Below are 26,437 nucleotides of genomic sequence, written 5' to 3' on the forward strand. Positions count from 1 at the left end.
CCCCATGCACGCACCCGCACCAGCCCCCTGGCAGCACTTCGCCCCGCCGCATACGACGGGGCGAAGCAGCCAGGCCCGAATTAACCAACAGCGTCGCGGTGGCGGCCGGGCCCCGCCGCGGGTCAGGCGTCGGTCCCGCCTACTTCTGTTCCTTCTTCTGGTCCTCGATGGACTTGCGGACCTCGTCCATGTCCAGCTTCCTGGCCTGGCCGATCACGTCCTCCAGAGCGGCCTCGGGCAGCGCGCCAGGCTGCGAGAAGACGGCCACGTTGTCCCGGACGATCATCAGCGTCGGGATTGAACGGATCTCGAACGCCGACGCAAGCTCCTGCTGGGCCTCCGTGTCGACCTTGGCGAAGACCAGGTCCGCATGACGCTCGGACGCCGCGTCGTAGACCGGGGCGAACTGCCGGCACGGGCCACACCAGGAAGCCCAGAAGTCGATCAGCACGAACTCGTTGTCGCTGACGACCTCATCGAAGTTTTCCTTGGTGAGCTCTACGGTGCTCATGCTCTGCTACCTCTTCCTGTGCCCGTTCGGACGTGTCCCGGGACAACGATGACCGTGCTTGCGCTATTCCGCCTGCCCATGTGGCCGCCGCGCACACCCATGACCAGAATGGGCTCATGACACATGCTGTGGAGCCTGTCGCGTACGACGTCGTGGTCATCGGAGCGGGTCCGGTGGGTGAGAACGTGGCGGACCGTGCCAGGGCCGCCGGGCTGAGCACCGCGATCGTGGAGTCCGAGCTCATCGGCGGTGAATGTTCGTACTGGGCCTGCATGCCGAGCAAGGCCCTGCTGCGCCCCGTCGTCGCCCGTGCCGACGCCCGCCGCGTCCCGGGTCTCGCAGCCGCTGTCCAGGGCCCGCTCGACACCGCCGCCGTGCTCGCGCACCGGGACGCGTACGCCTCGCACTGGAAGGACGACGGCCAGGTCGCCTGGCTGGACGGGATCGGGGCCGACGTCTTTCGCGGCCACGGCAGGCTGACGGGCCCCAAGGCAGTCACCGTGGCGGCGCCCGACGGCACGGAGCACCGGCTCACGGCCAGGCACGCGGTGGCCGTGTGCACGGGCAGCCGGGCCGTCGTCCCCGATCTGCCGGGCATCGACGGATCCCGCCCCTGGACCAGCCGTGAGGCGACGAGCGCCAAGGAAGTGCCCGGCCGCCTCGCCGTCGTCGGCGGGGGAGTGGTCGGCGTGGAGATGGCCACCGTGTGGGGTGCCCTGGGCGCACGGGTCACCATGCTGGTCCGGGGCAAGGGGCTGCTGCCCCGCATGGAGCCCTTCGCCGGCGAACTGGTCGCCGAAGCGCTGACGGAGGCCGGTGCCGACATCCGCACGGGTGTCTCGGTCACCTCCGTACAGCGCTCCGCACCGGACGGACCGGTCACCGTCGCACTCGACGACGGCCGGCAGATCGAGGCCGACGAGATCCTCTTCGCCACCGGCCGCGCCCCGCGCACCGACGACCTGGGGCTGGAGACGGTCGGCCTGAAACCGGGGTCCTGGCTCACCGTCGACGACAGCTGCCGGGTCGAGGGGACCCCGTGGCTCTACGCCGTCGGCGACGTGAACCACCGGGCGCTCCTCACCCACCAGGGCAAGTACCAGGCGCGCATCGCGGGCGCGGCGATCGCAGCCCGTGCCCAGGAGGCCCCTCTGATGGAAACGGACCGCTGGGGCGCGCACGCGGCCACCGCCGATCACTCGGCCGTCCCGCAGGTCGTCTTCACCGACCCGGAGGCCGCTTCGGTCGGCCTCACCCTGGCCGAGGCGGAGCAGGCCGGCCACCGGGTCCGGGCCGTCGACCACGACCTCGCGGCGGTGGCCGGTTCCGGTCTGTACGCGGACGGCTACCGGGGCCGTGCCCGCATGATCGTCGATCTGGACCGGGAGATCCTGCTGGGCGTCACCTTCGTGGGTCCGGGCATCGGCGAACTGCTGCACTCGGCGACGGTCGCGGTGGCGGGGGAGGTCCCGATCAGCCGTCTCTGGCATGCGGTTCCCGCGTATCCGACGATCAGCGAGATCTGGCTCCGGCTGCTGGAGGCGTACCGCAGTCAAAACTAGACGGCGGAGGCGTGTGCGGTATGGCGAAGAGAGCGATCGAACGTGCCTACCACGGTTGCGGACGTTGCCGCACCGGCGCCCGTCGTCTCTCCCGGATGTCAGCCGCAACCCTGCTCACTTGCTTGCGGGCCTGATCTTCTGCGGGCAGTGTGCACGGGCGACTCGGGATCAACGGCGCTCCGTCGCGGAAGGCAGCAACGTACTGAGATGACGCCGCACCACCCGGCGTGCAACGCCGTGGCGTTGAAGTCACGCATCATCAGGTCCGGTGCGGGCGGCACCGTCTGTCCGCGATCGTGTTCCGCTTCTTCTGCTTCTTCCGCCGCAGACGACGGCCGGCGATCTGGCTGACGCACATCAAGCGCGTGACGCGCTTGCGGCGGTACAGCGCGACGGCGTCCTTCCGGAACTCCCCCGGGTACGGAGAGTTGCGTCCCGCCTTGACATCCCTGCCTGGACCATCAAGATCCATGGTCGGGTGTCCACTCCAAAGGATCAGCCTCAGCCGCGGCTCGGTGCGGGTTCCGCGGCGGCCGGCCTCGGCGGCGTGTGCCGAAGTCCGGCGGTCGGCGTCGGCTTGGCGCGCGACCGCGCTCCGGTTGGCCTGCGCGAGCGCGGCCGGCCCCCGGCAGTCCGGACCCGGGGTTCGCTGGTCCGGGAGCGCACACGTTCCTGTCTCGGTGCCGGGCGGAAAATGGTTCGGAGGGTGTCTCGGTCCGTCCGTACTGTGCGCAGTGGTGACGGCGTGATTACGTAATCACGCCGTCACAGCGGAAGGACGACCAATGTTGAGCACGTCCAGCGACAAGACGCAGCAATCGAGCACCGGTTCGCTCACCACCGAGGCAACGATCCGAACGCGGGTCGAGGTGCCGGTTCTAAGGGCCGACGGTTCGTGGCGGGTCGCCGAAATGATCAGCTTTTCCGGGCTCACCGACGGCCGGGAACACATCGCTGTCGTGTTCCCGGCCGCAGGCGCCGTACCCCTCGTGCGAGTGCATTCGGAATGCCTTACGGGAGATGTGTTCGGTTCCGCCCGTTGCGACTGTGGTCCACAACTCGCCGAAGTCGTGGACCAGTTCGCCGAGGAGGGTGGAATCCTGCTGTATCTCCGTCAGGAAGGGCGCGGCATCGGGCTGTACAACAAACTCGACGCCTACCGCCTCCAGGATCAGGGTCTGGACACGTTCGCCGCGAACCGGGAGCTGAACTTCTCGGACGATATGCGCGACTACTACGTGGCCGTGCAGATGCTGAAAGCGCTCGACGTACCGTCGATTCGGCTGCGCACCAACAACCCTGACAAGGTGAAGCAGTTGGAGGACTATGGCATTGCTGTGGAGGAGGTTATGCCCACAGGCGTCCACCGGAATGAACGCAACGAGAACTACCTGCGGGTCAAGGCAGAGCTGGGCGGACACACCATCGAAATTCTGGGAGAGTCCATATGATTCAGCATCGTGGACCCATCAGCGGAATCGCCGCTTGGCGGGACGAGTACGTGGCCACGGCCGGCTACGACAACCAGGTCATCTGCTGGGACCAGGGCACCGGCCGGGCGGTGTCCCGATCGTTCCACGACCATCTGGCCAACCAGTGTCAGTTCGCGCCGGACGGACAGTATCTGCTGACGTCGTCCAGCGACTACACAGCCCGCCTGTGGACCGTGCCGGGCCTGCGGCTCGTCGCGGTTCTCGGGGACCAGGAGGACGACGTGGAAATGTCCGTCTTCCACCCGTCCAAGGAACTCGTCGCCACCGCCTCCCGGGACCATCGGGTGCGGGTGTACGACTTCACCGGCCGACTGCTGTACCGCTTCGAGGGGCACACCGCCGACGTCATCTCCGTGGAGTGGGCCCGCGGCGTCGACGAGTTGATCTCATCCAGCGACGACGGCACCATCAAGCGCTGGTCGCTGGCGACCGGCGGGATGATCGGCGACCTGGACCTGGACGGTGTGGAGACCGACACCGTCGCCATCTCCTCCTCCGGCATCATCTTCGCCGGCAACGACGAGGGCCAGATCATCGTCGTCGGGCCCACCGAGCGCACTACGGTCCCCGCGCACGACGCGGGCATCAAGCGTCTCGTCCTCGACGACGCCCGCCACCTCCTGGTGAGCCTCTCCTACGACCGCACCATGCGGCTGTGGGACGTCTCCGCCGGCTTCCCCGAGGCCCGCGACACGACGGCCCTGCCGCACGACGTCTGGCCCCGCTCCTGCGCCTTCGCGGGTGGCACCCGCCTGGTGTTCGCCACTTTCGGCGCCACGTACCGCGGCTACGACTATCAGGCGCGCACCTGGGACACCGCCGTCGTACCGGCCACCGGAGGCGTCAACGCCGTCCTGCCCGGACGCGGCGGCTCCCTACTCACCGTCGGCGACGCGGGCGTGGTGCGCCGCGACGGCGAACCGGTCGCCGAGACCGGCAGCCTGTGCAACTTCCTCACACCGCTCGGCGGCCTGGTGCTCTCCGGTGGTCAGCTCGGCAAGGTCTTCGACGCGCTCACCGGCCGCGAGCTCTACCAGCACCGCTCCCCGTTGAACTGCGGCGTCGCCTTCGAGCGCGACGGTGCGAGCTACGCGGTGATCGGCGCCTACACCGGCGAGGGGCTGCTGCTGAAGCTGACCGGCGACACTGTCGAACACGTCCGGGACCTGAAGCTGAATGTCAACGCGGTCAAGGATGTCGTGGTCTCCGGCGACTTCCTGTTCTCCGTCGCCGCCGACGCCTCCGCGACCTGGTTCCGCGTCTCCACACTGGAGAAGGTCGCCACCGTCGAGGACGCTCACGACAAGATCGCCAATGGCTGTACGGGCCTCGGCGACGGCTGGTTCGCCAGCGTCAGCCGCGACCTGAAACTGCGGATCTGGAGCCCTGACCGCATCGCCGAGGTGGTGGACACGCCTCACACACACTCCATCAAGTGCGTGGCCGCCGACACCGACGGCCGCCTGATCGCGGCCGGCAGTTACGACGGCCACGTCGCGGTCTACGACCGGGCCGACGGCCGCTGGACCGCTGTCGACCGGCCCACCACCTCGGGCATCTCCTCCCTCGCCTACGACGCGGGCCGCAAGCTCTTCGTCGCGGGTTCGTACGACGGGCAGGTCTACACGGTCGCCGGCTGAGCCATTCGCCGGGTCGGGGCAGGGCCGTTCACTCGAAAGCCCCCCTCTCAGGCATGCCTGAAGATGCCCCCTTCCGAAAGTGCTCCGCACGAAGGCGCCGGAACAGTTGGTCCTCTCCGGCGCCTTCGTGTGCCCGGCCCGGCTCTCCCGCCCCCGGCCACTGCGTGTCCGCCTCACACGACAGGACTTCATCACGTGCCCAGTCACCACATAGCCGACCGGTACTCCGTCACCCCCGCAGCCGCCCCGCAACTCGACGAGTCGGCGTACGCGGACGTGCTGCGCGCCGACTTCCAGGACCACTACGTAAATGGCCGTGACGTGTGGACCGCCGAGAGCGCCATGCGCGAAGCCCCCCGCCTGCTGCTCGGAGCCCTCGGCGACCGCGCTGACGTGCCGCACGTCCTCGACATCGGCACCGGACACGGCCGCGACGCTGCGATCCTGGCCGACGCGGGCTGCCGGGTCACCGGTATCGATCTCATCGAGTCCCCCGAGTGGGCCGCGCTGAGCGCACGCACCGAGGGACGTGCCCGCTTCGACGCCTGCTCGCTGTCAGACCTCTCCGGCACGGCCGTGTACGACGCCGTCCTCGACAACGGCTGCTTCCACCATCAACACCCCGACGAATACGGCCACTACCTGGACCGTGTCCATGAACTCCTCTGTCCCGAAGGCCTGTTCACGGTCTCTGTCTTCGCTTCGGCGGCCGGAACCGGCAGCCTCTACGCCAACGGTGCGCGGCGCCTGTACCGCGAGTTCACCGAGGAGGAACTCACCGGCATGATCACCGCGCACGGCTTCACACCCGCGGAGGTCCTGCTGATTCCCCGAGGCACGGCCGGCCTCCACTACCTGGTGGGCACCTACCATGCCACGGACACATCCGCGACGTCCGAGGCCTCTGGCACGGCCACGCCCGGGTCCGGGCGCCGATGAGCGACACTCGTGGGCCAGGTGTATCGGCCCCCGCCCGGTGGAAGCGCCGTGGGCCGCTCACCGGTGCGGTCGCCGGGGCGCTGCTGAGCGGGGTCCTGCTGGGGAGCACCCACCCGGCCGCCGCGCAGCCCGGTGGGAGGGACTGGGCCGGTGCCTGGGGCACCGCGCCCGCGCCGGCCGCCCCGGACGGGATCTCGCAGGCGGGGCTGGCGGACCGCACCGTACGGATGGTCGTGCACACCACGATCGGCGGCGACGAGGTGCGGCTCAGGATATCCAACGCGCACGGGACCGGGCCGCTGGTGCTCGGCCGGGGCACGGTGGGACGGGCCGAGTCGTCCGATTCGGCGGTGGCCGTGCCCGGCAGCCTGCGACCGGTCACATTCGAGGGCGGCTCAGGTACCACCGTGGCCGCCGGGGCGCAGACCGTCAGCGACCCGCTGCCGTACGACGTGCCCGCGGACTCCGATCTGCTGGTGAGCGTGTACCTGCCCGAGCCGACCGGACCCGCCACCTGGCACTGGTTGGCCCAGCAGACCAATCACCTGTCCGAACCCGGCGACCACACCGGCGAACAGGGTGCGGCGGCCTTCACCCGTGCCGAGTCCTCCTGGTTCTTCCTGACCGGCGTCGATGTGCGCGGCACGGACACGCGCGGCACCGTCGTCGCGCTCGGCGACTCGCAGACCGATGGCTCCGGTTCCACCCTGAACGGCAACGGCCGCTGGACCGACGCCTTGGCCCGCCGCCTGGCCGCTGCCCCCGCGACGAAGGGCATCGGCGTCCTCAACAAGGGCCTCGGCGGCAACCGCGTTCTGCGCGACGGCACCGAGACCGAGCGCCCGCAGCGCGGCACCAGCGCGCTCGGCCGGCTCGACCGGGACGTCCTGGACCAGCCCGGGGTGTGCGCCGCCGTGTTCTACGAAGGCATCAACGACCTCCAACTCGCCCCCTACGCGAGCGCCGAGGAGGTCCTGGACGGGCTGCGCACCCTGGCCGGCCGGCTGCACGGCCGCGGGATCCCCGTCGTCGTGGGAACCCTCACCCCCTTCAAGGACTCGCCGCTGTGGACGGCCAAGGCCGAGACGGAGCGCGTCGCCCTCAACGCCGCGCTGCGCGACTCCCCGGAGTTCGACGCCGTGGCGGACTTCGACGCGGCCGTGCGCGACCCCGCCGACCTCCAGCGGGTGCGCACCGCCTACGACTCCGGCGATCACATACACCTGAACGACGTCGGCTACCGCGCGGTGGCCGACGCTGTGCCCACCGCACCGCTGACCGCATGTGCCCCGACGACGCCCGTCCCGAGCTCCGAAGAGAGGACCCCGTGACCGACACACCGGTGATGGCCAACCCCAACACCCTCTCCGACCGCGCCGCGATGGGGCTGGCCGACTCCTTCATGACCCGCACCGGCCCCTGGCCCCTGCGCGACCACCGTGACCTGCTCTCCCTGCCCGCGGAGACTCTCGTCGCCGTCGCCGAGGACCCCGAGCTGTCCTTCGCGCGCCGGTGCGCGGCGGGCACCGTCCTCGGCCTGATCGGCGATCCGCGCATCCGCCCCGACGACCCGCCCATGGCCGACGTCCCCGCCGGTCGCGTCCGGCTCGGACTGGCAGAGAGCGGAGTCGGCCGGGTCACCGCGGGCTGGCGGCATGCCGGGGTGATCGAGGACTGGATCGCCAAGGAATGCCCCGAGTACGAGGTGGAGCTGTCCGCCTTCCGCATCGCACTGCACCCGGTCACCAACGCCGAGTACCGGCTCTTTCTGGAGGACACCGGCTCCACTGTGCTGCCGACCTCCTGGCGCTTCGGCATCTACCCGCAGGGGCTCGGCAACCACCCCGTGTGGACCGTGTCGCCCGAGGCTGCCGACGCCTACGCCGCATGGCTCGCCGCCCGCACCGCCCGCACCTTCCGGCTGCCCACCGAGGCGGAGTGGGAGTACGCCGCTGCCGGACCTGAGGGACGGGAGTTCCCGTGGGGCGAGGAGTTCGAGCCCGAGCACGCCAACACCGTCGAGTCAGGACCGCTGGCCACCACCCCGATCGGCGTGTACCCGGCCGGGCGTTCGCCCTTCGGGCTGTACGACATGGCGGGCAACGTCGAGGAGTACACCGCCGATGACTACCTCCCCTACCCCGGCGGAAGCGCAGTCGCCGACGACCTCGCCGTCACCCGGGGCACCTACCGAGTCGCCCGCGGCGGCAGTTTCACGCGCTTCGGCGACCTCGCCCGCACCCGCCGCCGTCACGGCTGGTACGAACGAGACATCTACGCCATGGGCTTCCGCCTCGCGGAGACGCCGTGACGGGCCGGACGACCGGAGGCGGTCCGGCCGTGCGGCCGGCGCCCGCCGCCGAGGAAGCCGCGATGCGCCGTGCCATCGAGATCGCCGGGGCCGCGCCGGGGCGGACCAGCCCCGGCCCCGCTGCCGGCTGCGTGATCCTCGGCGCGGACGGCATGGTGGTGGGCGAGGGATTCCACCTGGGCGCCGGGCAGCCGCACGCGGAGGCCGAGGCGCTGGCCGTGGCCGGGTAACGGCGCGGGGCGGGACCGCCATGGTCACACCGGCGCCGTGCGCACACACGGGCCGCACCGGTCCGTGCGCCGAGGCGCTGGGCCGGGGGCGCCCGGGTCGTGTACGCGGTGCCGGACCCCGGCCCGACCGCGACGGGCGGTGCCCAGCGGCTTCGGGAGGCCGGGGCCGACGTCGTCGGCAGCGTGCTGCGCGCCGAGGCCGGGCGCGGCGACGAACTGCGGCTCACCGCCGTACGCCGGGGAAGACCCTGCGTCGCATGGAAGTTCGGCTCGACGTCGGACGGCCGGACGGCGGCTTGGGACGGTACCTCCCGGTGGATCACCGGCTCCAGGTCCCGCCGGTCCTGCTGGAGGGCGGCGCCCGCCTCGCCGCGTCCTTCGTCACCCGAGGGCTGCCGGACCGCGTCGTCGCCTATGCGGCCCCCCTGCTGCCGGGCGCCACCGTCCGCCCCGTCCTCGACGTTTTCGGAGCCCTCACCCTCATGGGGGGTCTGCGTCTGCGCCGGGGCGAGGTGACCCGCATCGGCGACGACGTACGGCTGCTGCCGCGCACACAGGATCTGTCGGGCGCTGAGGAAGGGGGCGTGTCATGGGCCACCGGATCGCCGTGATCTACCACAGCCGGCGCGGGACTGTGCGCACCTTGGCGGCGCTGGCCGCCGAGGGGGCGCGGGAGACCGGAGCCGAGGTGCTGCTGCTGCGGGTCGAGGACGACGGAACGGTCCGCCCGGAGTGGCCGGAACGGGTGGCCGAGCCGGAGGACGTGGTGTGGGCGGACGGGCTGGTACTGGCCGGCCCGACCTATTACGGCACTGTGTCCTCACCTTTCAAACGGTTCCTGGAGTCGACCTCGCCGCTGTGGCGCCAGGGCCTGCTCGCCGACCGAGTGGCGACCGGTATCACTGTGTCCACGCAGCGCCACGGCGGCCGGGAGGCGACCCTGACAGCCCTGCACCACACCCTGTACCACTGGGGCTGTTGGGTAGTCGGCTCCGATCCGGCCGACCCGGTCACTCGGATGGCGGGCGGAACGCCGTACGGGCTGGCCGCCGACAACAGCCGGGGCGAACCGGCCCCGTACGAGTGCGCTGCCGCACGTGCCCTGGGGCGCCGGCTGGCCGGCCTCACGGCTCGCGCCCGTCCGGTGTCACCTCCGCCGTCGCCACCCGGGCCGACCGCCCTCCCGGAGCGCCGGACGGAGCTGCCGGCGCCGGCAACGGCCCTCTCCGGCACCGCCGTGCAGGTGCCCTGGCCGGGCGGGACGGGGACCGCCGCCGTGCGCGCCGGGCTTCCCGGCACCGTCCACCGGCCCGTCCGGCTCACCGTCGTGTACCACGGCGACGACGCCGCCACCCGGGCCCTCGCGCAGGAGGTGGCTGGGGCCGCGCGTGCCGTGGGCGCCGAAGTGCGGCTGCGGCGGGTGGACCCCGGCAGTGGGGTGCGGGGCGCGGGACGGCTGGGGCCCACGTCCTCGCCTGCCGCGGCCGAGGACGTCGAGTGGGCGGATGCGGTGCTGTTCGGGGCGCCCGTCCGCCTCGGCGCGCTGGCCGCGCCGCTGCTGGAGTTCGTCCAGGCGCTGGAGCACGCGGGCGGCGGCCGAGGCCCTCTGTGGGGCAAGCCGGTCGGCGGCTTCGCCACCGTCCCGACACCGCACGCGGGCGCCGAGACGGCCCTCCTCGACCTCGGTCACGTGCTGCTGCACACAGGCGCGGTGCTCGTACCCCCCGGCTACACCGACCCGGCGATCGAGGCGGCGGGCGGCAACCCGTACGGCACCTCGCACTCCGGCACCGCGGGCGACCTGCCCACTCCGGAGACCATGGCCGCCGCGGCCCACCAGGGCCGGCGCACCGTCCTTGCGGGCGACCTGCTGCGCCGGGCCCCGTGTCCACCCGGCGCGACCCCCGCCCCGGCCGGTCCTGCCGGACCGCCGACATTCACAGGGAGCAAGGCATGAGCGTGCAGCAGTACGACGGGATCGGCGAGGCCTACGAGGGCTTCAAGTCGCTGCCGATGGCCCGCTGGGCGGAGTGCCCGAGCTTCCTCGCGATGCTCGGCGACGTGCGCGGGAAGTCGGTGCTCGACCTGGCCTGCGGAACCGGGTTCTACAGCCGTCGGATCAAACGCCTGGGCTCCGCCGAGGTACTCGGCGTGGACATCTCCACCGAGATGGTCGCCGCCGCCCGCGCGATCGAGGAGCTCTCCCCGCTCGGGGTGCGCTATACGGTCGCCGACGCCACCGACCTGCCGGTCCCTGAACGGCCGTTCGACGTGGCGAGCGCTGTGTACCTGCTCAACTACGCAGAGGACGCCGCTGAGATGGAGGGCATGTGCCGGGCGCTGCGCCGCAGCCTGACACCCGGCGCCCGCTTCTTCGTGCTGACCCAGGCGCCTGACTACCGCTTCGACGGTCCGTCCATGGCCAAGTACGGCTTCACGTACGAGCTCGTGGCTCCCGGCCCGATCGGTCCCCGGGTCCGGATCGTCGCCCAGCTCGACCCGCCCGTCGAGTTCGTCACCTCGTATCCGTACCGCGAGGTGTACGAGCAGAGCCTCACCCGGGCGGGTTTCCGCGATGTGACATGGGTGCCGTTGCACGTGTCGGAGGAGGGCTTGAGAGAGCGGGGCGAGGAGTACTGGGCGGACTTCCTGGACAACCCGCCGCTGACCATGCTCCACTGCACGGCCGTCTGACGGCCGGAGCTCCGGAAGCCTCGCCCGGCCGTTGTGGCCGGCCGAGCCTTCCGGTGTGCCGCGGGGAGGTCCGGACCTCCCGGCGGCACACAGCGGTGCCTGAAGCGGACTATCAGCCGGCAGATCCTCGGACTCCTCGAACGCCCGGACTGGAAGACGCCCAGAAGCACGAGGATCTCCCCTCGACTACCTGATGCGATGGAGCAGCCTCGGGGGACTTCCCGGCAGCCGCGACCCGGCCGGGCGGCTCGTCACCCGGCAGCGGCCGGGGCCCGCAGGCGCCGTGCGAGCACGACGCCGATCAGGGCGAGCAGTGCCGTAAAGGCGAACAAGGAGCCGAGCGCGACCCGGGTGCCCGCGTCGTAGTGCTCGGAGATGGCGAGGGCCGCGCCGCCGAGACCGGCGAGCACACCGGTGGCGAGAGTCTGCGCGAGCTGGAGCGCCCCGCTCATCTCGCCCTGGCGCTCGGCCGGGGTCTGCTCCAGCGTGTCGGTGGTAGCGGCGTTGAACGCGACGCCCATGCCGAGACCGCCGATGGCCCAGCCCACGACCGCGAGCCACGCCGGAAGGGCGTCGGCCAGGATCGCCAGGGTGATCAGGCCCACACCGGCCAGCAGGACGGCGAAGCCGAGGGACACGCTTGCGCTCCGCCCGCCCGGGCCGGCGTCCCGCTTGGCCTGCCAGGCCGAACCCACCACCCAGGTGATGGCGCCTGCCGACAGGCCGAGACCGGCCGCCCACGCACTCTGCCCGCGCAGTTCCTGCAGGCCCAGCGGCAGATAGGCCTCGCTGCCGAAGTACGCCCCGCACAGCAGACCTCGGATCACCACACCGGCGCCCAGTCCGGCGCGCGCCGTCAGGGTTCCCTCAGGGGTGACCCGGCGCAGTGCCGGAACGGCGACCGCGGCACCGGCTGCCGCGAGGACGACGAGCAGGACCAGGTTCTCCAGCAGCAGCGCCTGGAGCAGCACGCCGGTTCCTACCGTCAGCATCACGGAGTTGGCCAGCGGGCCTCTCCACCACGGCCCGGCCGGGGAGGCCGTTCGTTCGCCCCGCGGGCGTTCGAGGCGGCGCAGACCGGGCAGTGCGAGCACCGCGGCAACCGCCACAATCGGCAGCATCAGCAGGAACACCGCACGCCAGGTGGTGCTGTCGGACAGGGTGCCCGCCAGGACCGGGCCGATCAGCGACGGGATCGTCCAGGCCGAGGAGAGCAGAGCGAACATCCTCGCCCGCAGGTGTTCGGGGTAGGCCAGGCCGATCACCGTGTAGGCCATGGCCATCACGGCGCCCACGCCCAGGCCCTGGAGGAAGCGGCCCGCCAGGAACAGCGGCCAGGAGCCGGCCGCGCCGGCCAGCGCGCAGCCCGCCGCGAAAACGGCCATGCCCACCGCGGCGGGGGCCCACGGGCCACGCAGGTCGGCGGTCCGCCCGGCGAGTACGGTGCCGATGATGTTCGCAAGCATCAGCGCCGACAGACCCCACCCGTAGGCACCAAGTCCGTCCAGGTCCCGGGCGATGTCGGGCAGGACGGTGGCGACACCGAGGGACTCGAACGCGACCATCCCCACGGAAAGGATCACGCCGAGACTGAGCGTCCGGTAGGGACCGGAGAAGACGCTCTCTGTCTGTTTCGGCTGCGCTCCCTCCGATTCGATGGGCCTGCCCCGGTTCTCCGGTAACTCGTCTGTGTGCTGGGACATGAGGTCACCTCGTGTGAGAGAATTACTTTTCGACGCGGAACGGAATCATAAAGGTACTGGGAGCATGATGAACACACCACAGGGCACGGAAAGCGAGGCTTCGTTCACGGCACAGCGCCCACGAGGCCGCCCCCGCGACGAACGCATCGACACCGCCGTACGGAACACCGTGCTGGAGATCCTCAACGAGGTCGGCTACGGCCGGTTCACGCTGGAGGCGGTCGCCGCCCGCGCCGGCACCAGCAAGCCGACCCTGCGCCGCCGTTGGCGCTCCCGGCAGCACCTCGTGGTCAGCACGCTCGTACAGACGATGGGTTCCTCACCCACCCCCGACACCGGTTGCACCCACTGCGACCTCATCACCGGGATCAGCACTCTGAGCCACGCCTTCACCACCACCGTCGGGCGCCGCGCGCTGCCCGCGTTGATCGCGGACCTCGCAGACGACCCGGAACTGGAATCGGAGTTCCTGAACGAGCTGTTCCACCCGCGCCGCGCCGCCACGGCCGCAGCTCTGCGTCGCGGCATCCGGCGCGGTGACATCCGTGCCGACGCCGACATCGACCTGCTGCTCGACATGCTGGCCTCCACTGCCTACTACCGAGTGCTCTTCGGCCACCTGCCGCTCACGCCGACCCTCGCGGAGGAGGTCGTGGAGGTCGTCCTCACGGGCGTGGCCACCTCGCAGTGGCGCAGCAACCACGGGGCCGTGGACAGCCTCTGAATCCGTCAGCGTCCCCGGCTGGACAACGGGGCGCCCGGCCGCGCCGCCCGGACCGCGTACGGCGTTACGCGGGGCGCGGGAGTCACCACCCTTCCGGGGTCAACGGGACGACAAGGGGGTTCGTGTGCTCAGCCGCGACAGTGAAGTGTCCGACGTGCAAAGGGTGCTGGCCTCCGCCGCGTCCGGTGCGGGAGCAAGTCTCCTGATCGAAGGTGGCATCGGATCCGGCAAGTCGTATCTGATGCGGGCCGCCGTCAGGACTGCCCGCACGCACGGATTCGAGACGATCTCCACCCGCGCAAGACCCTCCGGTACCGCCCTGACGCACGCCGTGCTGCGTCAGCTGCGCGGCGCCCCGGTGCCCGGGGCCCCGGGGGAACCGCTCTCCGGTGAACTCGCCGAGGGCTGGCTCGACCGGCTCGTCGGCTCGCTCGCCCCGGGCAAGCCGCTGCTGCTCGCGGTGGACGACCTGCACTGGGCCGACCAGTGCTCGTTGCACTGGCTGGAGCGGCTGATGGCCCGGCTGGAGGGGCTTCCGGTGGCGCTGCTCGGCACGCTCGCCCTGGGCCTGATCCCGCCCCGGGAGGATCCGCGGGGGGACAGGAGGGGCGCCCTCGCCCGGGTCGTCTCCGACTTCCACCAGCGCACTGTGCTGGCAGGCCTGGACCCGGACGCCGTCGGCTACCTGCTGGCCTCCTCCCTCGGACGCCCTGTCGCCAAGACTCTGGTGCACGCCTGTCACCGGGCTACCGGTGGCAACCCGCTGCTGACGCAGGCTCTGCTGCGCGAACTCAGGCGCGTCGGCACGGCCGGCGAACCGACCAGTGACCAGATCGCCGCCCTCGGTTCGGTGGAGGTCGCCGAGACCGTCGTCGCTCGTTTCGAGGAACGTTTCTCCGGGATCGGCCGGGTCCTGGAAGCCGTCGCCGTCACCGGCCGGGCCGCCGCCCCGGCCCTCGTCGCCGAACTCGTCGGCATCCCCCGAACCGAGGCCGCTGACATGCTCCATACCCTCGTGCGCTGTGGCGTCCTGCAGGAGAACGGCGAGGGGGCTGTCTTCGCCCAGCCGATGCTGCCGGTCTCCTTCCTCGCCGCCCTGCCACCCAGCGAACGCGCCCGCCTGCACGCGACGGCGGCCCACGCCCTGCACGCTCTGGGCGCCCCCGCACGCGAAGTCCTCCCACACCTGCGCCGTGCCCCTCGCATCGGTGAACGCTGGGCGTATCGGCTGCTGTTCGAATCCGCCTGCGCGGCCCTGTCCCGTCACGACCTGGAGGAGGCCCGCGCCCTCCAGGAGCGGTGCGCCCTGGAGGGCGGACCCGACGAGCGGTCCGAACTGCTGCGCCGGCTCAGCGGCGTCGAACTCGCCGTCGGCTCGCCGGCCGTCGCGGTCAGCCGGCTGCGCGCCCTCGGCCGGCCGCGCGGCGGCGGCACCGCCGCCGTCGTCGTCGTGGTCAACCTTGCCCTGGCCACCGCCCTCGACGGCGACTTGGAGGGCGCCCAGCGCACTCTGCGGGCCGCGCTCGCCGACCTCGGCCCCCTCGACCCCGCCCAGGAACCGGTCGCCGGAGTCATCGCCGTGTTCGGCGTGCTCACACTGGTCGGCGGAGCGGGCCGCGCCCCGCTGCCCGTCCTGTTCGCCCCGGCCGCCGCTCGGACTCCCTGGGTGCGCTGCGCCCAGGCGACGCTGTCCGCGCTCGCCGCCCGACAGCACGAGGAAGCCGTCCGGCGCGCCCGTGCCGGACTCGGCGAGCCCTCCGGCCCTGCGGACGTGCCCACCACCCCGTTCCGGCTGCTGCTCACTCAGGTGCTGTGCGACGCCGGAGAGCACGACGAGGCGCTGGACGTCTGCCGCGCGCTGGCCGCCACGGCCCGACAGGAGGGCGGGCGCACCATGGCGGCCCTGGCCGAGGCCACCCTGGCCGTGCACTGCCACCGGGCCGGACGGCTGCGCGAGGCGGCCCGCGCCGCGCGCACCGTCCTCGCGGACGGACCCGCAGCGCCTTGGCTCGGCAGCGCCCTGGCCCGCTGCTGGCTCGGGGGCGTCCTCGTGGAGATCGGCGACCTCGACGAGGCACGCCAGATGCTTCTCGGTGACCTGGCCCTGGCCGCCCTGCCCGAGGCCGCCCTGCCCGACCTGCTGCTGCACCGGGGGCGGCTGCACGCGGCGCTGGGCCACACCGGGGCTGCTCTCTCCGATCTCGAGGAGTGCGGGCGACTTCTGCGAGGTGTCCACCACCACGGCCGCTACCCCTGGCGCGCGGCCGCCGCCGTCCTGCACGCCCAGGCGGGCGACCTCGGCACAGCCGAGCGGCTGGCCCGCGAGGAGCTGGAGGCGGCCCGCGCCTGGGGCGCCCCGCACGCCGTCGCTGTCGCCCTGCACACGCTCGCCCAGGTCACCCAGGGCGGGCAGAACATCCCCCTGCTGTCCGAGGCGGCCGGCCTGCTCCAAGGCTCCGGGGCGTGGCTGGAGCACGCCCGCGTCCTGCGCTCCCTGGGCCAGGAGTTACGGCGCCTGCGTAAGGTCCGCGATGCCCGCGAACAACTCCGCGCCGCCCTCGCCCTCGCCGAGAAGTGCGGGGCCCGGGCACTCGTCGACGCGCTGCACGACGACCTCGCCTCGGCCGGCGCCCGCCCCCGGCGCGGCGCCGAGACCGGCCTTGACGCCCTCACCCCGGCGGAGTACCGCACGGCCCTGCTGGCCGCCGAGGGCCTGACGAACCGCGAAATAGCCGACCGCTTCTACGTCACCCGGCGCACCGTCGAACTCCACCTCAGCCGCGTCTACCGCAAACTCTCCGTCGCCGGCCGCAGTGACCTCCCCGCCGCCGTCACCGACAGCCTCTCCGCGCCAGGCCACCGCCTCGGCAGCACAGCACCCCCGCTGTGCGGCGCGCCTCCCTCGCAGACGCTCCAGACGGCCTCGTGAAACGGGGGTGCCGAGCCGTGGTGCACACGGCTGCCTTCCGGTGCTCCGAAGGGGCGCTCTCCCCGTCCACCCGCTGCGGCCCGGCGCACTCAACAGACCGATGCAGCACACCTTGAAGCGCCATGAAGATGTCAACGCTCACACGCAGATCGGACGGTTGCCATGCCCCTGGGCTCCCCCTCCTTCCCACGCGAAGCGGACCGCGCCCCCGCTCCGCGAGCCCCCTCCCTCAGCAGGCCGTTGCTGCTCGTCGCACTGACCCTGCTCGCACTCAACCTCCGGTCGCCCATCACCTCCGTCGCCCCGTTGCTCAATCCACTGCGAGCCGAACTGCGCCTCAGCGAGACGGCGGTGGGTCTGCTCACCTCCCTGCCGGTGCTGTGTCTCGGCCTCTTCGCGTTCGTCGCCCCGAGACTCGGCCGCGGCTACTCCCTGCGCGCCCTGCTGACACTCTCGCTCGTCGTCCTCACCGTCGGCGCACTCGTGCGGAGCGGCACCGGGCCCGTCGCACTGTTCGTGGGAACCGTGCTGGTCGCAGCGCCGATCGGCATAGCCAACGTGCTGATACCGGGCCTCATCAAGCGGCGGTTCCCGCAGTCCGTGCCCAGGGTGTCCGCGTTCTACTCCGGCGCCCTCACCTTCGGCGCCGCGGGTGGCCCGGCGGTGGCGGTGCCGCTCGCCGAGGTGACCGGGTCGTCCTGGCGGACACCGCTGCTGATCCTCGTCGTCCCGCTGTCGGTGCTGACGACCGTGGTGGTGCTGTCCACCCTCGGCAGGGAGCCACACATCAAGGAGGCCCCGCCGGGGCCGGAGACCCCGGCGGCGCAGCCTTCCGACGGGAGACGTACGGGGCTGTGGCGCAACCCGCTGGCCTGGCAGGTGACCATGTTCTTCGGCGCGCAGGCGCTCCTGTCGTACACGGTCTTCGGCTGGCTGCCGACCATCTGGCAGGACCGCGGCCTGAGCGCGACGTCCGCCGGGCTCGCCCTGTCCCTGTGCAACGCCGTGGGGGTGCTGGGCGCCTGGGCGCTGGCCGCAGCCGGGCGGCGCCTTACGGACCAGCGGTCGGCCGGGGTGGCCGTCGCCTGCCTGACGGCGTGCGGCCTCGTCGGGGTCGTGCTGGGGCCGAAGGCCCTGCTCTGGCCGTCGGCGGCCGTTCTCGGCCTCGGTCTCGGCGCCGGGTTCGCCCTCGCGATCAGCCTGTTCGCCCTGCGCTCCCCGGACGCCCCGACGACCGCCGCCCTCTCCGCCATGGGGCAGGGCATCGGCTACCTGATCGGCGTTCTGGGCCCCCTGGGCGCGGGCGCGCTGCACGATGTCACCGGCACCTGGGCCGCGCCACTGGCCGTCCTGCTGATCACCTGCGTCGTCCAGATCACGGTCGCCCTCACCGCGGGCAAGGCTCGTACGGTCACCGCTGTGGCGCGGTGACGGACAGCGAACCCCCGAGTGAGGCTGATCCCCTGGCATGGACTCCCGACCATAGATCTTGATGGTCCAGGAAGAGATGTCCAGTTGAGACGCAGATCTCCGTACCCGGAAGAGTTCCGGAAGGACGCCGTCGGGCTGTACCGCGCGTCCGGCGGGAAGCGCAGGTATGCGGCGGTGGCCGCGGATCCGGGGATCACCGGGGAGACGCTGCGCACGTGGGTCCGCAAGGACACCCCCCCACGCCGTCCCGACACGGGCGCTATCCAGGTGTGGTCACCGCTCCCCAGGACCCGACGGCCGGCCCGGCCCGATTCCGTTGATCCAGCGCGCCCACCCTCGTAATGTCTGGCTTTGACGGCGGTTGCCGGACACGTACCGGTGGCAGCAGCCGCCGTTGAAGCCGGACAACGGGGTGCAGGACGGTCCCGGCGCCGGCCCGGCCCGGAGCGGTGCGGGGCCGACGCCGGCTCCCGGTAGCGGCGGCCAGGGGCGGGGCGTCCATCCGGTGAGTGGTGGCGCGGAGCCCATCGATGAGGCCGGCCATCGCTGCCGCGTCGTTGATGGCTGGCCCGTGGGCCGCTTCAACGTGAGGATTCAACGTGATGAGGCGTCAATTCCTGGCGTCACACGTCATGGTGGCGGATGTCGAAGCGGTCCAGGTCCATCACTTTGGTCCAGGCAACGGCGAAGTCCTGGGCGAACTGGTGTTTCCCGTCGGCGCCCGCGTAGATTTCGGCGAGGGCGCGGAGTTCGGCGTTGGAGCCGAAGACGAGGTCGGTGCGGCTGCCGGTCCAGCGCGGTTTCCCGGTGGCGGTGTCCCTGCCTTCGAAGACTTCCGGGTCGTGGGGGGTGGGGGTCCAGGCCAGGTCCTGGTCGAGGAGGTTGACGAAGTAGTCGTTGGTCAGGATTCCAGGGGTGTCGGTGAGGACGCCCATGGCCGACTTCTGGTACGTGGCGCCGAGCACGCGCAGGCCGCCCACCAGAACGGTCATCTCCTTGGGGGTGAGCCCGAGCAGATCGGCCCGGTCGACGAGACGGTGTTCGGCCGGGAGGGTGTCGTCCTTGCCCAGATGATTGCGGAAGCCGTCAGCGACGGGTTCCAGATAGGCGAGGCCGTCCACCTCGGTCTGTTCCTGAGTGGCGTCGACCCGGCCCGGGGTGAAGACGACCTGGAGCCCGTGGCCGCCGTCGGCGGCGGCCTTCTCGACGGCCGCCGTACCGGCCAGGACGATGAGGTCGGCCATGGAGATGCCATGGCCTGCGGGCCGGGAGGAGCTGAACGTCTCGCGGATGCTCTCCAGCTGTGCCAGCAGGGAGTTCAGCCGGTGCGGCTCGTTGACGCTCCAGCCGTTCTGGGGTTCCAGACGGATGCGGGCACCGTTCGCGCCGCCGCGCTTGTCACTGCGCCGGAAGGTGGAAGCGGACGCCCATGCGAGCCACACCAGGTCGGCGACCGGCAGGCCGGACGCCAGGATCGTGGACTTCAGCCCGTCGACGGCGGTGGCGTCGAGCGGCGCGTCGACGGGAACGGGCAGGGGGTCCTGCCACAGCAGATGCTCCGCGGGTACCTCGGGCCCCAGGTAACGGGCGACGGGGCCCATGTCGCGGTGGGTCAGTTTGAACCAGGCGCGGGCGAAGGCGTCGGCGAACTCGTCGGGGTGGTCGAGGAAGCGGCGGCAGATCCGTGCGTAGTCGGGGTCCACACGCATCGCCACGTCGGTGGTGAGCATGGCCGGCGTACGTCGCGCCGTGGGGTCGTGAGGGTCGGGCACGGTGCCCTCGCCGGCACCGTTCTTCGGGCGCCACTGGTGGGCACCGCCCGGACTGGCGGTGAGTTCCCACTCGTAGCCGAGGAGGATCTCGAAGTAGCGGTTGTCCCAGCTGGTCGGGGTATCGGTCCAGATCACTTCCAGGCCGCTGGTGGTGGTGTCGTTGCCCTTGCCTGTTCTGAAGGAGCTCTTCCAGCCGAGGCCCTGCTGCTCGATCGGAGCTGCTTCGGGTTCGGGTCCGAGGCTGTCGGCGCCGGACGCGCCGTGGGTCTTGCCGAACGTGTGACCGCCGGCGCAGAGGGCGACGGTCTCCTCGTCGTTCATCGCCATGCGGGCGAAGGTCTCGCGGATGTCGGTGGCGGACGCCATCGGATCGGGGTTTCCCCGCGGTCCTTCGGGGTTGACGTAGATCAGGCCCATGGTGTCGGCGGCCAGCGGGGTGAGCAGCTCGCCGTCGTCCTTATGCCGCTCGTCGGTGAGCCAGTTCGTCTCCGGCCCCCAGTAGACCGCCTCGTCGGGGCCCCACACCTCCTCTCGGCCGCCACCGAAGCCGACGGTTTCCAGGCCCATCGACTCCAGTGCGACGTTGCCCGAGAGCACCATCAGGTCGGCCCAGGACAGCGCTCGCCCGTACTTCTGCTTCACCGGCCACAGCAGTCGGCGGGCCTTGTCGAGGTTGACGTTGTCCGGCCAGCTGCCGACGGGGGCGAAGCGCTGGAGACCGGCTCCGTTGCCGCCGCGGCCGTCGGTGGCCCGGTAGGTGCCCGACAGGTGCCACGCCATCCTGATGATGAACGGACCGTAGTGCCCGTAGTCGGCGGGCCACCAGGTCCGGGACGTCGTCAGCGTCTGCGCGATGTCCTGTTTGACCGCGCCCAGGTCGAGGGCGCTGAACGCCTCGGCGTAGTCGAATCCTTCGCCGCAGGGATCGCTCGAGCGCTCGTGCCGTCGCAGGACCTCGAGGTTGAGGCGGTTCGGCCACCACTGACGGATGCCGTCGCCCTTGATCGGATCGGCGGCAGCCTGCTGGACGGGGCAGCCCTCGGCCGCCGGGTCCGTGTTGTCGGGCAGCGACTTCATGTCGGCTGGTACGCGCTCTTCGTGCACGAGGAGACCTTTCTGACGAGAGGGGGACATCCGGCTGGGAGCGTGCTCATGTGCCGGTCGGACCGGTCGCCCCGGCCGTCACCTCTCGCGGCACCGGGCCGGGAGCGGGCTGCGAGGAGACCGGACCGGGCACGTTCGACGGTTCGGCATGACGGCCCCGTCCGGGGACAGGAGGACCAGCCCACTCATCCAGGAGCCGGGCTGTCGAAGATCGCGCGATCTGGTTCCTCAAAGGCGTGGGAAGCGGAAGGCTCCCTGCCCCGTGCCCAGTTGCAGCCAGAGGTGTTCGGGCTGTTCGACCAGGCGCAGGGCCAGGGCCTCGCAGCCGGGGCAGCGCCCGGTGAGCCCGGGGTCCGGCCCGTAGACGCGCAGTTGCGCGAGCGAGCCGGTCAGCCCGCAGTGCGGGCAGCGCCGCCATGCGATCGTCGGGTCCCCGGCGAAGATCTGCGAGAGGGGCCCGGCAAGAGCGTTGCCGTCGCGATGCGAGGGGGAGGTCACGTGTTCTCCAGGGGGAGAGGCTGCGTGCGGCAGCTGAGGTGGTGGTGGTCAGCCGAAGCGCTCGGTTCGGATGCGCTCGGAGGCGTAACCGGCGCGGATGAGGAGACCGGCGGCGTGTTCCACGAAGCCGGTAGGTCCGCAGACGAAGGACAACCGAGCCGAGTGCGGTGTGCTCGGCCGGGAGCAGGTCGTCGGCGGTGATCCGCCCGGGGGGCCGGGACGAGCCGGCCGGGCCTCGGCGGGTGCAGACGATGCGCGAAGCCGTCGACGGATCGGCATCCGGGGCCAGTTCGTCGCGGTACCAGACCTGACCGGGGTCGCGGACCGAGTAGAGCAGCCGCATCGGCGCGGCGGATCCTTCCATGCGGTGGCTACGGATCATGGCCATCAGGGGCACGATGCCGCAGCCTCCCGCCACCAGCAGGACCGGATCGTCCTGCTCGGCCCGCCACACGAACCACCCGCCCAGCGGGCCTCTCACCTCTACCTCGGCGCCCACCGGCAGATCCTGCGCAAGGTAGGGGGAGACCTCGCCGCCCGGGACGGCCTGCACACCCAGCTCGATACCGGTCCCCAGGGCGGGCGCGGCCAGGGAGTAGCTGCGCACGGCCTGGTAGCCGTCGTCCGCGCTCAGCCGCACGTCCACGTGCTGGCCGGCGAGGTGCCCGGGCCACTGGGGGACATCGAACCGCAGCGTGCGTCCCGTCGGGGACTGCTCGTCACGCCCGACGAGGCGGGCCCTCCACCACGCACTCATGTGTCAGTCGCTCCAGGCCCGCTGCTCGCGCCAGGGGTCGCCGTAGTTGTGGTACCCCACCGACTCCCAGAAGCCCGGTTCGTCCTGCGGAGTGAGGGTGAGCCCGGTGATCCATTTCGCGGACTTCCAGAAGTACAGGTGCGGGACCAGCAGACGTACCGGCCCGCCGTGTTCGGGCGACAGCTGGAATCCGTCGTAGGTGTGTACGAGCCACGCCTTGCCCTCCTGGAGGTCTTCCAGCGGCAGATTGGTGGTGTAGCCGCCCTCGCTGTGGGCCACGGCGAAGTCCGCCGCGGTCTCCACATCGGCGAGGAGAGTGTCCAGCGATACCCCGCGCCATGCGGTGTCGAACTTCGACCACCGGGTGACGCAGTGGATGTCGACGGTCACGTCCTCCTGAGGAAGCGCCATCATGGTGGCCCAGTCCCAGCGGCGGGTCCGCCCGTCCTCCGCCGAAACCGTGAAGGACCAGTCCTCGGTGCGGACCTGGGGAGTCGGCCCGGCCGAGAGAACGGGAAACGACTCCGTGGGGTACTGCCCCGGCGGAAGCCGCCCCTCGAACCGGTGCGTACGGCCGTGGAAGCCCGGAGAAATGCCACTCATCTGCGCCTACCTCTACGATCCCGACCTGGACATCGCCACAGCGGCCGCTCACTCGCAAGGGCCCAGCTCCATCGGCCGCCGACGGATGCGGCGACACGGCGGCAGGTCACCGGACAGAGCGGGCCGCGCACGGAGCCGGCGCCCCCAGGAACCCACTCGCCCACCGCCGGGTCACGAGTGCTGCGCTGCCCCTGCCGGTCTCCATCGGCAGGGGCAGCGCCGGCCTGGTCAGCTCTTCAGGAAGTCCAGCAGGTCCTTGTTGAACTTCTCCTTGTCGCCCGGTACCAGGGCGATGCCGTGGGAGCCGCCCTCGTAGACCTTGAGCGTGGCGTTCGGGATGAGCTTCGCGGACTTGCGTCCGGTCGCGTCGATCGGGACGACCTGGTCGTCGTCTCCGTGCACCACCAGGGTCGGCACGTCGAACTTCTTCAGGTCCTCATGGAAGTCCGTCCGGGCGAAAGCGTCCACGCAGTCGACCCCGCCCTCGATGGTCTGCGCCATCGCCATGTACCAGAAGGCGTCCTTGTTGCCCTGGGTGACCTTGTTCCCGTCCCGGTTCGCACCGAAGAACCCGACAGCGGTGTCCTTCCAGAACTGCGAGCGCTCGGCCAGGATGCCGCTCTTGATGTCGTCAAAGACGCTCTGCGGCACCCCCTCGGGGTTGTCCGGCCCCTGAAGCATCAGCGGCGGGACCGCGGAGAGCAGCACGGCGGACTTGATGCGTTCGGTGCCGTGCCGACCGATGTAGCGTGCCAGTTCGCCGCCGCCCATCGAGTGCGCGACCAGAGTGACGTCCCGCAGGTCGAGCTGGGTGATCAGATCGTTCAGGTCATCGGCGAAGGTATCGAAGTCGTATCCGTCGTACACCGGCGTCGAGCGGCCGTGACCGCGCCGGTCGTGGGCGATTCCGCGGTATCCCGCGTCGGCCACGGCCTTCAGCTGGTCCTGCCAGGCGTCGCCGTTGAGCGGCCAGCCGTGGATGAAGACGACCGGGCGCCCCTGGCCCCAGTCCTTGTAGAAGATCTCGACACCGTCACGGGTCGTGCAGACCGGCATGGATACTCCTTGGTGCTCGCGCGGCTTTCCGCCACTGTGTGGCCCGCGTGGATGATGGGCTCTTGCAGCGCTGGAGCCGTTGGACGACCCCGCGGACGAGCCCCTTCTTCCATCGTCCACACGTTGGGACATCCCGCATCCCCACGCCGCCGCCCCGCCCCCGTACAGCCTCGGCAAGCTCACCCGCAGGTGTGGATCCGCCGCAGATCGGACCGGAGGAGGTTGAACAGCGGGCCGACACGTTCCGCAACGCCCCCACGCCTCCTCGGGGCGTGCGGGGCCGATTCCGTTCGTGTCCGACGCCCGGGCCCACCGCCGCGGGGTGCCGCACCCCGCTCCCGTTCAACTCCCTTCCCTGAAACGACCCGGGGGAATGAGGCCGCTTCAGGGAAGCCCGCGCCCGCTCCCTCCACGAGATCCCCGGCCGCTGTCCCATGTCGTGCCCCCATCGCAACGCGCCGTACCTGGACCCGTACCAGGTACGGGCCCGGCCTGCACATCAGCAGCCCCATCTCGACGGCATCACCTCCGATCCGCTCGCCGTCGCGCCAGATCGCCGGAATCAGCGACCGCCCGGTCGCACAGCCGCAGCCGCTCAGCCGTTTCTCTTCTCCTTTCCGTGAGCGGCCGGTGCGTGTCCGGCCGCCCGGCCCGTCAGCCGTTCAACTCCGCGTCCCGGGTGACCGCGTAGAAGCCGAGCGACCTCAACAGGGCGACGACCGGGTACGCGGGCAGCAGGGGCTCGAGCACCTCCCAAGCGCGGTCCAGCCTCTCCTCGGCCCGCGACAAGGCGAGCTCCACCGCCCCGCACCCTGTGATGACGCGAACGCACTCGTCGATCGCGGTTCGGTCCCGCGGTCGACCGCGCAGCACCCGCTCCCACAGCCGCCGTGCGGCGGCTCCCGCATCGGCCGTCCCGTCCGAGCGGGGATCAGCGGCGCGGCACCGGCACGACCGGCAGTTCGGTCAGGCCGTTGAGGATGAAGGAGGACAGCCGGTCCGGCGTCCGCTCCGGCGCGGCGAGCGCCAGGCCCGGCAAGCGGGTGAAGAGGGTGCGCAGTGCCACCTCGGCCTCCAGCCGGGCGAGGTGGGCACCCAGGCAGAAGTGCGGACCGTGCCCGAAGGCGAGATGCGTCTTGTCGTCGCGGAGAGGATCGAAGTCGTCCGGATTCTGCGGGTGTTGCTCCGGGTCGCGGCCGGCGGCGGCGAAGGCTACGGCGATCGCCTCGCCCTTCCGGACGACGGTCCCCTCGCCCAGGTCGATGTCCTCGACGGCGTACCGCAACGGCAGATACATGATGGGACCTTGGAGCCGCAGGGTCTCCTCCACGACGTCCGGCCAGCGCAGTTCGCGCTGCTCGATCCGAAGGAGCACATCCGGCTCGGTCAACAGGGCGTGCGCGGCGCTGGTGATGAGGTGGACAGCTGTCTCGTAGCCGGCGCCGATCATCAGGAAGAGCGTCCCCTTGAGGGTCTCCTCGGTGAAGACGCCGTCGCCGCCCTCGGAGTTCATCAGGAGGTCGCTGGTGAGGTCGGCGCCGGGGTCGGCCCGCTTGTGGGCGACCAGTTCGTCCAGGCGGGCGTCGATCTCGGCGTGGACGGCCAGGGCCTGTTCGGGCGAGGCCGCGGTGTCGGCGGCCCGGTCGATGGCCGCACCCAGGGGCCCCCGCAGGTGCTCGGGCACCCCGAACAGTTCGCAGATCACTGTCATGGTGAGCGGCAGCGCGTAGGTACCGCGCAGATCGGTCGCCTCGCCGGGATCGAGAGCGGCCCACGCGTCCGTGAGCCGTGCCGCCACCGCTTCGATGCTCGGACGCATGGCCGAGACCCGTCTGGGGGAGAAGGAGGGGGCCACCCGGCCGCGCAGTGCGCGGTGTTCGGCGCCGTAGGTGTTCAGGAAGTTCTGCTGAAAGGTGACAGCGGCCAGCGGCCAGCCGTCGGGCACCTCGCTCCGTCCGGGCCAGTGCCGCACGAAGTCCCGGGAGACCCGGGGGTCGGAGGTCAGCGCCTTGATGACGCTGTGCCGGGTCACCGCCCACGCCATGACGCCGCCGGGCAACAGGACGCGTACGGCGGGCGCCTCGGCCCGCAGTGCCGCCGCCTCAGCGTGGAGGGAGCCCCCCGAGACATCCAGCACCGGGCACCGGGAATCTGATTCGTGCGCCATGGCACTCCTCGGTCGGTCTGGTCGTTCCCCGGCCGGGCGTGGCCGCAGGACGAGCGACAACGGGTCTGTCGTGGTGTCCCGGCGCTCCGGCCGGTTCACGGCTGCCTCGCTCCTGTGATGCCCGGTCGGACGGGAAGGAAACGGCGGCGGGACATGGACGACGGTTCTCCGTACGGAAGAGGGGGGAGGCGGTAGGGGCGCCCGCGGTGCGTTCGCCGGGTTGCCCGCGCGAACTGGAGGCGGTCGCACCGACCTGCCGGGGGTGACCCGCTTCCCGTCGGTCCCGGGTCCGCGCGCCTGTTCCTCAGCCGCC

21 protein-coding genes and 2 pseudogenes are annotated in these 26,437 nt (G+C 71.5%); 14 read left to right on the top strand and 9 right to left on the bottom strand.

The window, feature by feature from the left end; all coding sequences use genetic code 11:
* Window positions 1-139: 139 nt before the first annotated feature.
* Window positions 140-511 (bottom strand): thioredoxin, encoded by a 372-nt coding sequence (trxA, locus tag ACZ4LX_RS33140; RefSeq protein ID WP_467650712.1) that lies wholly within the window; start codon window positions 509-511, stop codon window positions 140-142.
* A 116-nt stretch (window positions 512-627) separates the two neighbouring features.
* On the opposite strand from trxA, the gene ACZ4LX_RS33145 reads away from it, so the two are divergent.
* The 10 genes from ACZ4LX_RS33145 (at window position 628) to ACZ4LX_RS33190 (ending at window position 11,380) form a co-directional block, all read left to right on the top strand.
* Complete coding sequence (locus ACZ4LX_RS33145; protein ID WP_467650713.1) at window positions 628-2,073, top strand: dihydrolipoyl dehydrogenase family protein; 1,446 nt, start codon at window positions 628-630, stop codon at window positions 2,071-2,073.
* 785 nt (window positions 2,074-2,858) lie between these two features.
* Window positions 2,859-3,524, top strand: coding sequence for a GTP cyclohydrolase II (locus ACZ4LX_RS33150; protein ID WP_467650714.1), 666 nt, complete (start codon window positions 2,859-2,861; stop codon window positions 3,522-3,524).
* Window positions 3,521-5,206 (top strand): WD40 repeat domain-containing protein, encoded by a 1,686-nt coding sequence (locus ACZ4LX_RS33155; protein WP_467650715.1) that lies wholly within the window; start codon window positions 3,521-3,523, stop codon window positions 5,204-5,206. The genes ACZ4LX_RS33150 and ACZ4LX_RS33155 overlap by 4 nt, the downstream gene beginning before the upstream one ends.
* Window positions 5,207-5,401: 195 nt before the next feature.
* Window positions 5,402-6,145: an SAM-dependent methyltransferase gene (locus ACZ4LX_RS33160; RefSeq protein WP_467650716.1), complete on the top strand. Its 744-nt coding sequence runs from the start codon at window positions 5,402-5,404 to the stop codon at window positions 6,143-6,145.
* Window positions 6,142-7,476: an SGNH/GDSL hydrolase family protein gene (locus tag ACZ4LX_RS33165; RefSeq protein WP_467650717.1), complete on the top strand. Its 1,335-nt coding sequence runs from the start codon at window positions 6,142-6,144 to the stop codon at window positions 7,474-7,476. Before ACZ4LX_RS33160 ends, ACZ4LX_RS33165 begins: the two co-directional genes overlap by 4 nt.
* Window positions 7,473-8,456, top strand: a complete 984-nt coding sequence (locus tag ACZ4LX_RS33170; RefSeq protein WP_467650718.1) for a formylglycine-generating enzyme family protein — start codon at window positions 7,473-7,475, stop codon at window positions 8,454-8,456. The genes ACZ4LX_RS33165 and ACZ4LX_RS33170 overlap by 4 nt, the downstream gene beginning before the upstream one ends.
* Window positions 8,453-8,686, top strand: coding sequence for a hypothetical protein (locus ACZ4LX_RS33175; protein ID WP_467650719.1), 234 nt, complete (start codon window positions 8,453-8,455; stop codon window positions 8,684-8,686). Before ACZ4LX_RS33170 ends, ACZ4LX_RS33175 begins: the two co-directional genes overlap by 4 nt.
* Window positions 8,687-8,943: 257 nt before the next feature.
* A complete protein-coding gene (locus ACZ4LX_RS33180; protein WP_467650720.1) occupies window positions 8,944-9,297 on the top strand; it encodes a dihydrofolate reductase family protein in 354 nt (117 codons plus the stop codon).
* Window positions 9,276-10,643, top strand: coding sequence for a flavodoxin family protein (locus ACZ4LX_RS33185; RefSeq protein WP_467650721.1), 1,368 nt, complete (start codon window positions 9,276-9,278; stop codon window positions 10,641-10,643). The genes ACZ4LX_RS33180 and ACZ4LX_RS33185 overlap by 22 nt, the downstream gene beginning before the upstream one ends.
* Complete coding sequence (locus tag ACZ4LX_RS33190; RefSeq protein ID WP_467650722.1) at window positions 10,640-11,380, top strand: class I SAM-dependent methyltransferase; 741 nt, start codon at window positions 10,640-10,642, stop codon at window positions 11,378-11,380. The genes ACZ4LX_RS33185 and ACZ4LX_RS33190 overlap by 4 nt, the downstream gene beginning before the upstream one ends.
* Before the next feature lie 251 nt (window positions 11,381-11,631).
* On the opposite strand, the gene ACZ4LX_RS33195 is transcribed toward ACZ4LX_RS33190, so the two are convergent.
* Window positions 11,632-13,083: an MFS transporter gene (locus ACZ4LX_RS33195; protein ID WP_467650723.1), complete on the bottom strand. Its 1,452-nt coding sequence runs from the start codon at window positions 13,081-13,083 to the stop codon at window positions 11,632-11,634.
* A gap of 64 nt (window positions 13,084-13,147) precedes the next feature.
* On the opposite strand from ACZ4LX_RS33195, the gene ACZ4LX_RS33200 reads away from it, so the two are divergent.
* The 4 genes and pseudogenes from ACZ4LX_RS33200 to ACZ4LX_RS33215 form a co-directional block, all read left to right on the top strand.
* A complete protein-coding gene (locus tag ACZ4LX_RS33200) occupies window positions 13,148-13,807 on the top strand; it encodes a TetR/AcrR family transcriptional regulator (RefSeq protein ID WP_467650724.1) in 660 nt (219 codons plus the stop codon).
* Window positions 13,808-13,931: 124 nt separating this feature from the next.
* Window positions 13,932-16,736, top strand: a complete 2,805-nt coding sequence (locus ACZ4LX_RS33205; protein WP_467650725.1) for an AAA family ATPase — start codon at window positions 13,932-13,934, stop codon at window positions 16,734-16,736.
* A 162-nt stretch (window positions 16,737-16,898) separates the two neighbouring features.
* Window positions 16,899-18,167, top strand: a complete 1,269-nt coding sequence (locus tag ACZ4LX_RS33210) for an MFS transporter (protein ID WP_467650726.1) — start codon at window positions 16,899-16,901, stop codon at window positions 18,165-18,167.
* Window positions 18,168-18,251: 84 nt separating this feature from the next.
* Window positions 18,252-18,410 (top strand): annotated as a pseudogene (locus tag ACZ4LX_RS33215) (transposase); the annotation flags it as partial.
* 380 nt (window positions 18,411-18,790) lie between these two features.
* Here ACZ4LX_RS33215 and katG read toward each other — a convergent pair.
* From katG to ACZ4LX_RS33250, 7 genes and pseudogenes are all read right to left on the bottom strand, one after another.
* Window positions 18,791-21,016 (bottom strand): catalase/peroxidase HPI, encoded by a 2,226-nt coding sequence (gene katG / locus ACZ4LX_RS33220; protein WP_467650749.1) that lies wholly within the window; start codon window positions 21,014-21,016, stop codon window positions 18,791-18,793.
* Between the two features lie 255 nt (window positions 21,017-21,271).
* Window positions 21,272-21,541, bottom strand: a complete 270-nt coding sequence (locus ACZ4LX_RS33225; protein WP_467650727.1) for a DUF6510 family protein — start codon at window positions 21,539-21,541, stop codon at window positions 21,272-21,274.
* 48 nt (window positions 21,542-21,589) lie between these two features.
* Window positions 21,590-22,298, bottom strand: a pseudogene (locus ACZ4LX_RS33230) (ferredoxin reductase).
* Between the two features lie 3 nt (window positions 22,299-22,301).
* Complete coding sequence (locus tag ACZ4LX_RS33235; protein WP_467650728.1) at window positions 22,302-22,901, bottom strand: sulfite oxidase-like oxidoreductase; 600 nt, start codon at window positions 22,899-22,901, stop codon at window positions 22,302-22,304.
* A 228-nt stretch (window positions 22,902-23,129) separates the two neighbouring features.
* Window positions 23,130-23,957, bottom strand: a complete 828-nt coding sequence (locus tag ACZ4LX_RS33240; RefSeq protein WP_467650729.1) for an alpha/beta fold hydrolase — start codon at window positions 23,955-23,957, stop codon at window positions 23,130-23,132.
* A 654-nt stretch (window positions 23,958-24,611) separates the two neighbouring features.
* Window positions 24,612-24,758, bottom strand: coding sequence for a hypothetical protein (locus ACZ4LX_RS33245; protein ID WP_467650730.1), 147 nt, complete (start codon window positions 24,756-24,758; stop codon window positions 24,612-24,614).
* A 130-nt stretch (window positions 24,759-24,888) separates the two neighbouring features.
* Entirely contained in the window at window positions 24,889-26,124 is a 1,236-nt protein-coding gene (locus ACZ4LX_RS33250) for a cytochrome P450 family protein (RefSeq protein ID WP_467650731.1), read from the bottom strand.
* Window positions 26,125-26,437: the final 313 nt, after the last annotated feature.

Source organism: Streptomyces sp. NPDC026062, from assembly GCF_055568375.1.

Excerpts from the sequence above, each read along its gene's own strand:
- trxA (WP_467650712.1), bottom strand. The coding sequence starts at position 511 with ATGAGCACCGTAGAGCTCACCAAGGAAAACTTCGATGAGGTCGTCAGC.
- ACZ4LX_RS33145 (WP_467650713.1), top strand. The coding sequence starts at position 628 with ATGACACATGCTGTGGAGCCTGTCGCGTACGACGTCGTGGTCATCGGA.
- ACZ4LX_RS33150 (WP_467650714.1), top strand. The coding sequence starts at position 2,859 with ATGTTGAGCACGTCCAGCGACAAGACGCAGCAATCGAGCACCGGTTCG.
- ACZ4LX_RS33155 (WP_467650715.1), top strand. The coding sequence starts at position 3,521 with ATGATTCAGCATCGTGGACCCATCAGCGGAATCGCCGCTTGGCGGGAC.
- ACZ4LX_RS33165 (WP_467650717.1), top strand. The coding sequence starts at position 6,142 with ATGAGCGACACTCGTGGGCCAGGTGTATCGGCCCCCGCCCGGTGGAAG.
- ACZ4LX_RS33180 (WP_467650720.1), top strand. The coding sequence starts at position 8,944 with ATGGAAGTTCGGCTCGACGTCGGACGGCCGGACGGCGGCTTGGGACGG.
- ACZ4LX_RS33185 (WP_467650721.1), top strand. The coding sequence starts at position 9,276 with ATGGGCCACCGGATCGCCGTGATCTACCACAGCCGGCGCGGGACTGTG.
- ACZ4LX_RS33190 (WP_467650722.1), top strand. The coding sequence starts at position 10,640 with ATGAGCGTGCAGCAGTACGACGGGATCGGCGAGGCCTACGAGGGCTTC.
- ACZ4LX_RS33195 (WP_467650723.1), bottom strand. The coding sequence starts at position 13,083 with ATGTCCCAGCACACAGACGAGTTACCGGAGAACCGGGGCAGGCCCATC.
- ACZ4LX_RS33200 (WP_467650724.1), top strand. The coding sequence starts at position 13,148 with ATGATGAACACACCACAGGGCACGGAAAGCGAGGCTTCGTTCACGGCA.
- ACZ4LX_RS33210 (WP_467650726.1), top strand. The coding sequence starts at position 16,899 with ATGCCCCTGGGCTCCCCCTCCTTCCCACGCGAAGCGGACCGCGCCCCC.
- katG (WP_467650749.1), bottom strand. The coding sequence starts at position 21,016 with ATGAAGTCGCTGCCCGACAACACGGACCCGGCGGCCGAGGGCTGCCCC.
- ACZ4LX_RS33235 (WP_467650728.1), bottom strand. The coding sequence starts at position 22,901 with ATGAGTGGCATTTCTCCGGGCTTCCACGGCCGTACGCACCGGTTCGAG.
- ACZ4LX_RS33240 (WP_467650729.1), bottom strand. The coding sequence starts at position 23,957 with ATGCCGGTCTGCACGACCCGTGACGGTGTCGAGATCTTCTACAAGGAC.
- ACZ4LX_RS33250 (WP_467650731.1), bottom strand. The coding sequence starts at position 26,124 with ATGGCGCACGAATCAGATTCCCGGTGCCCGGTGCTGGATGTCTCGGGG.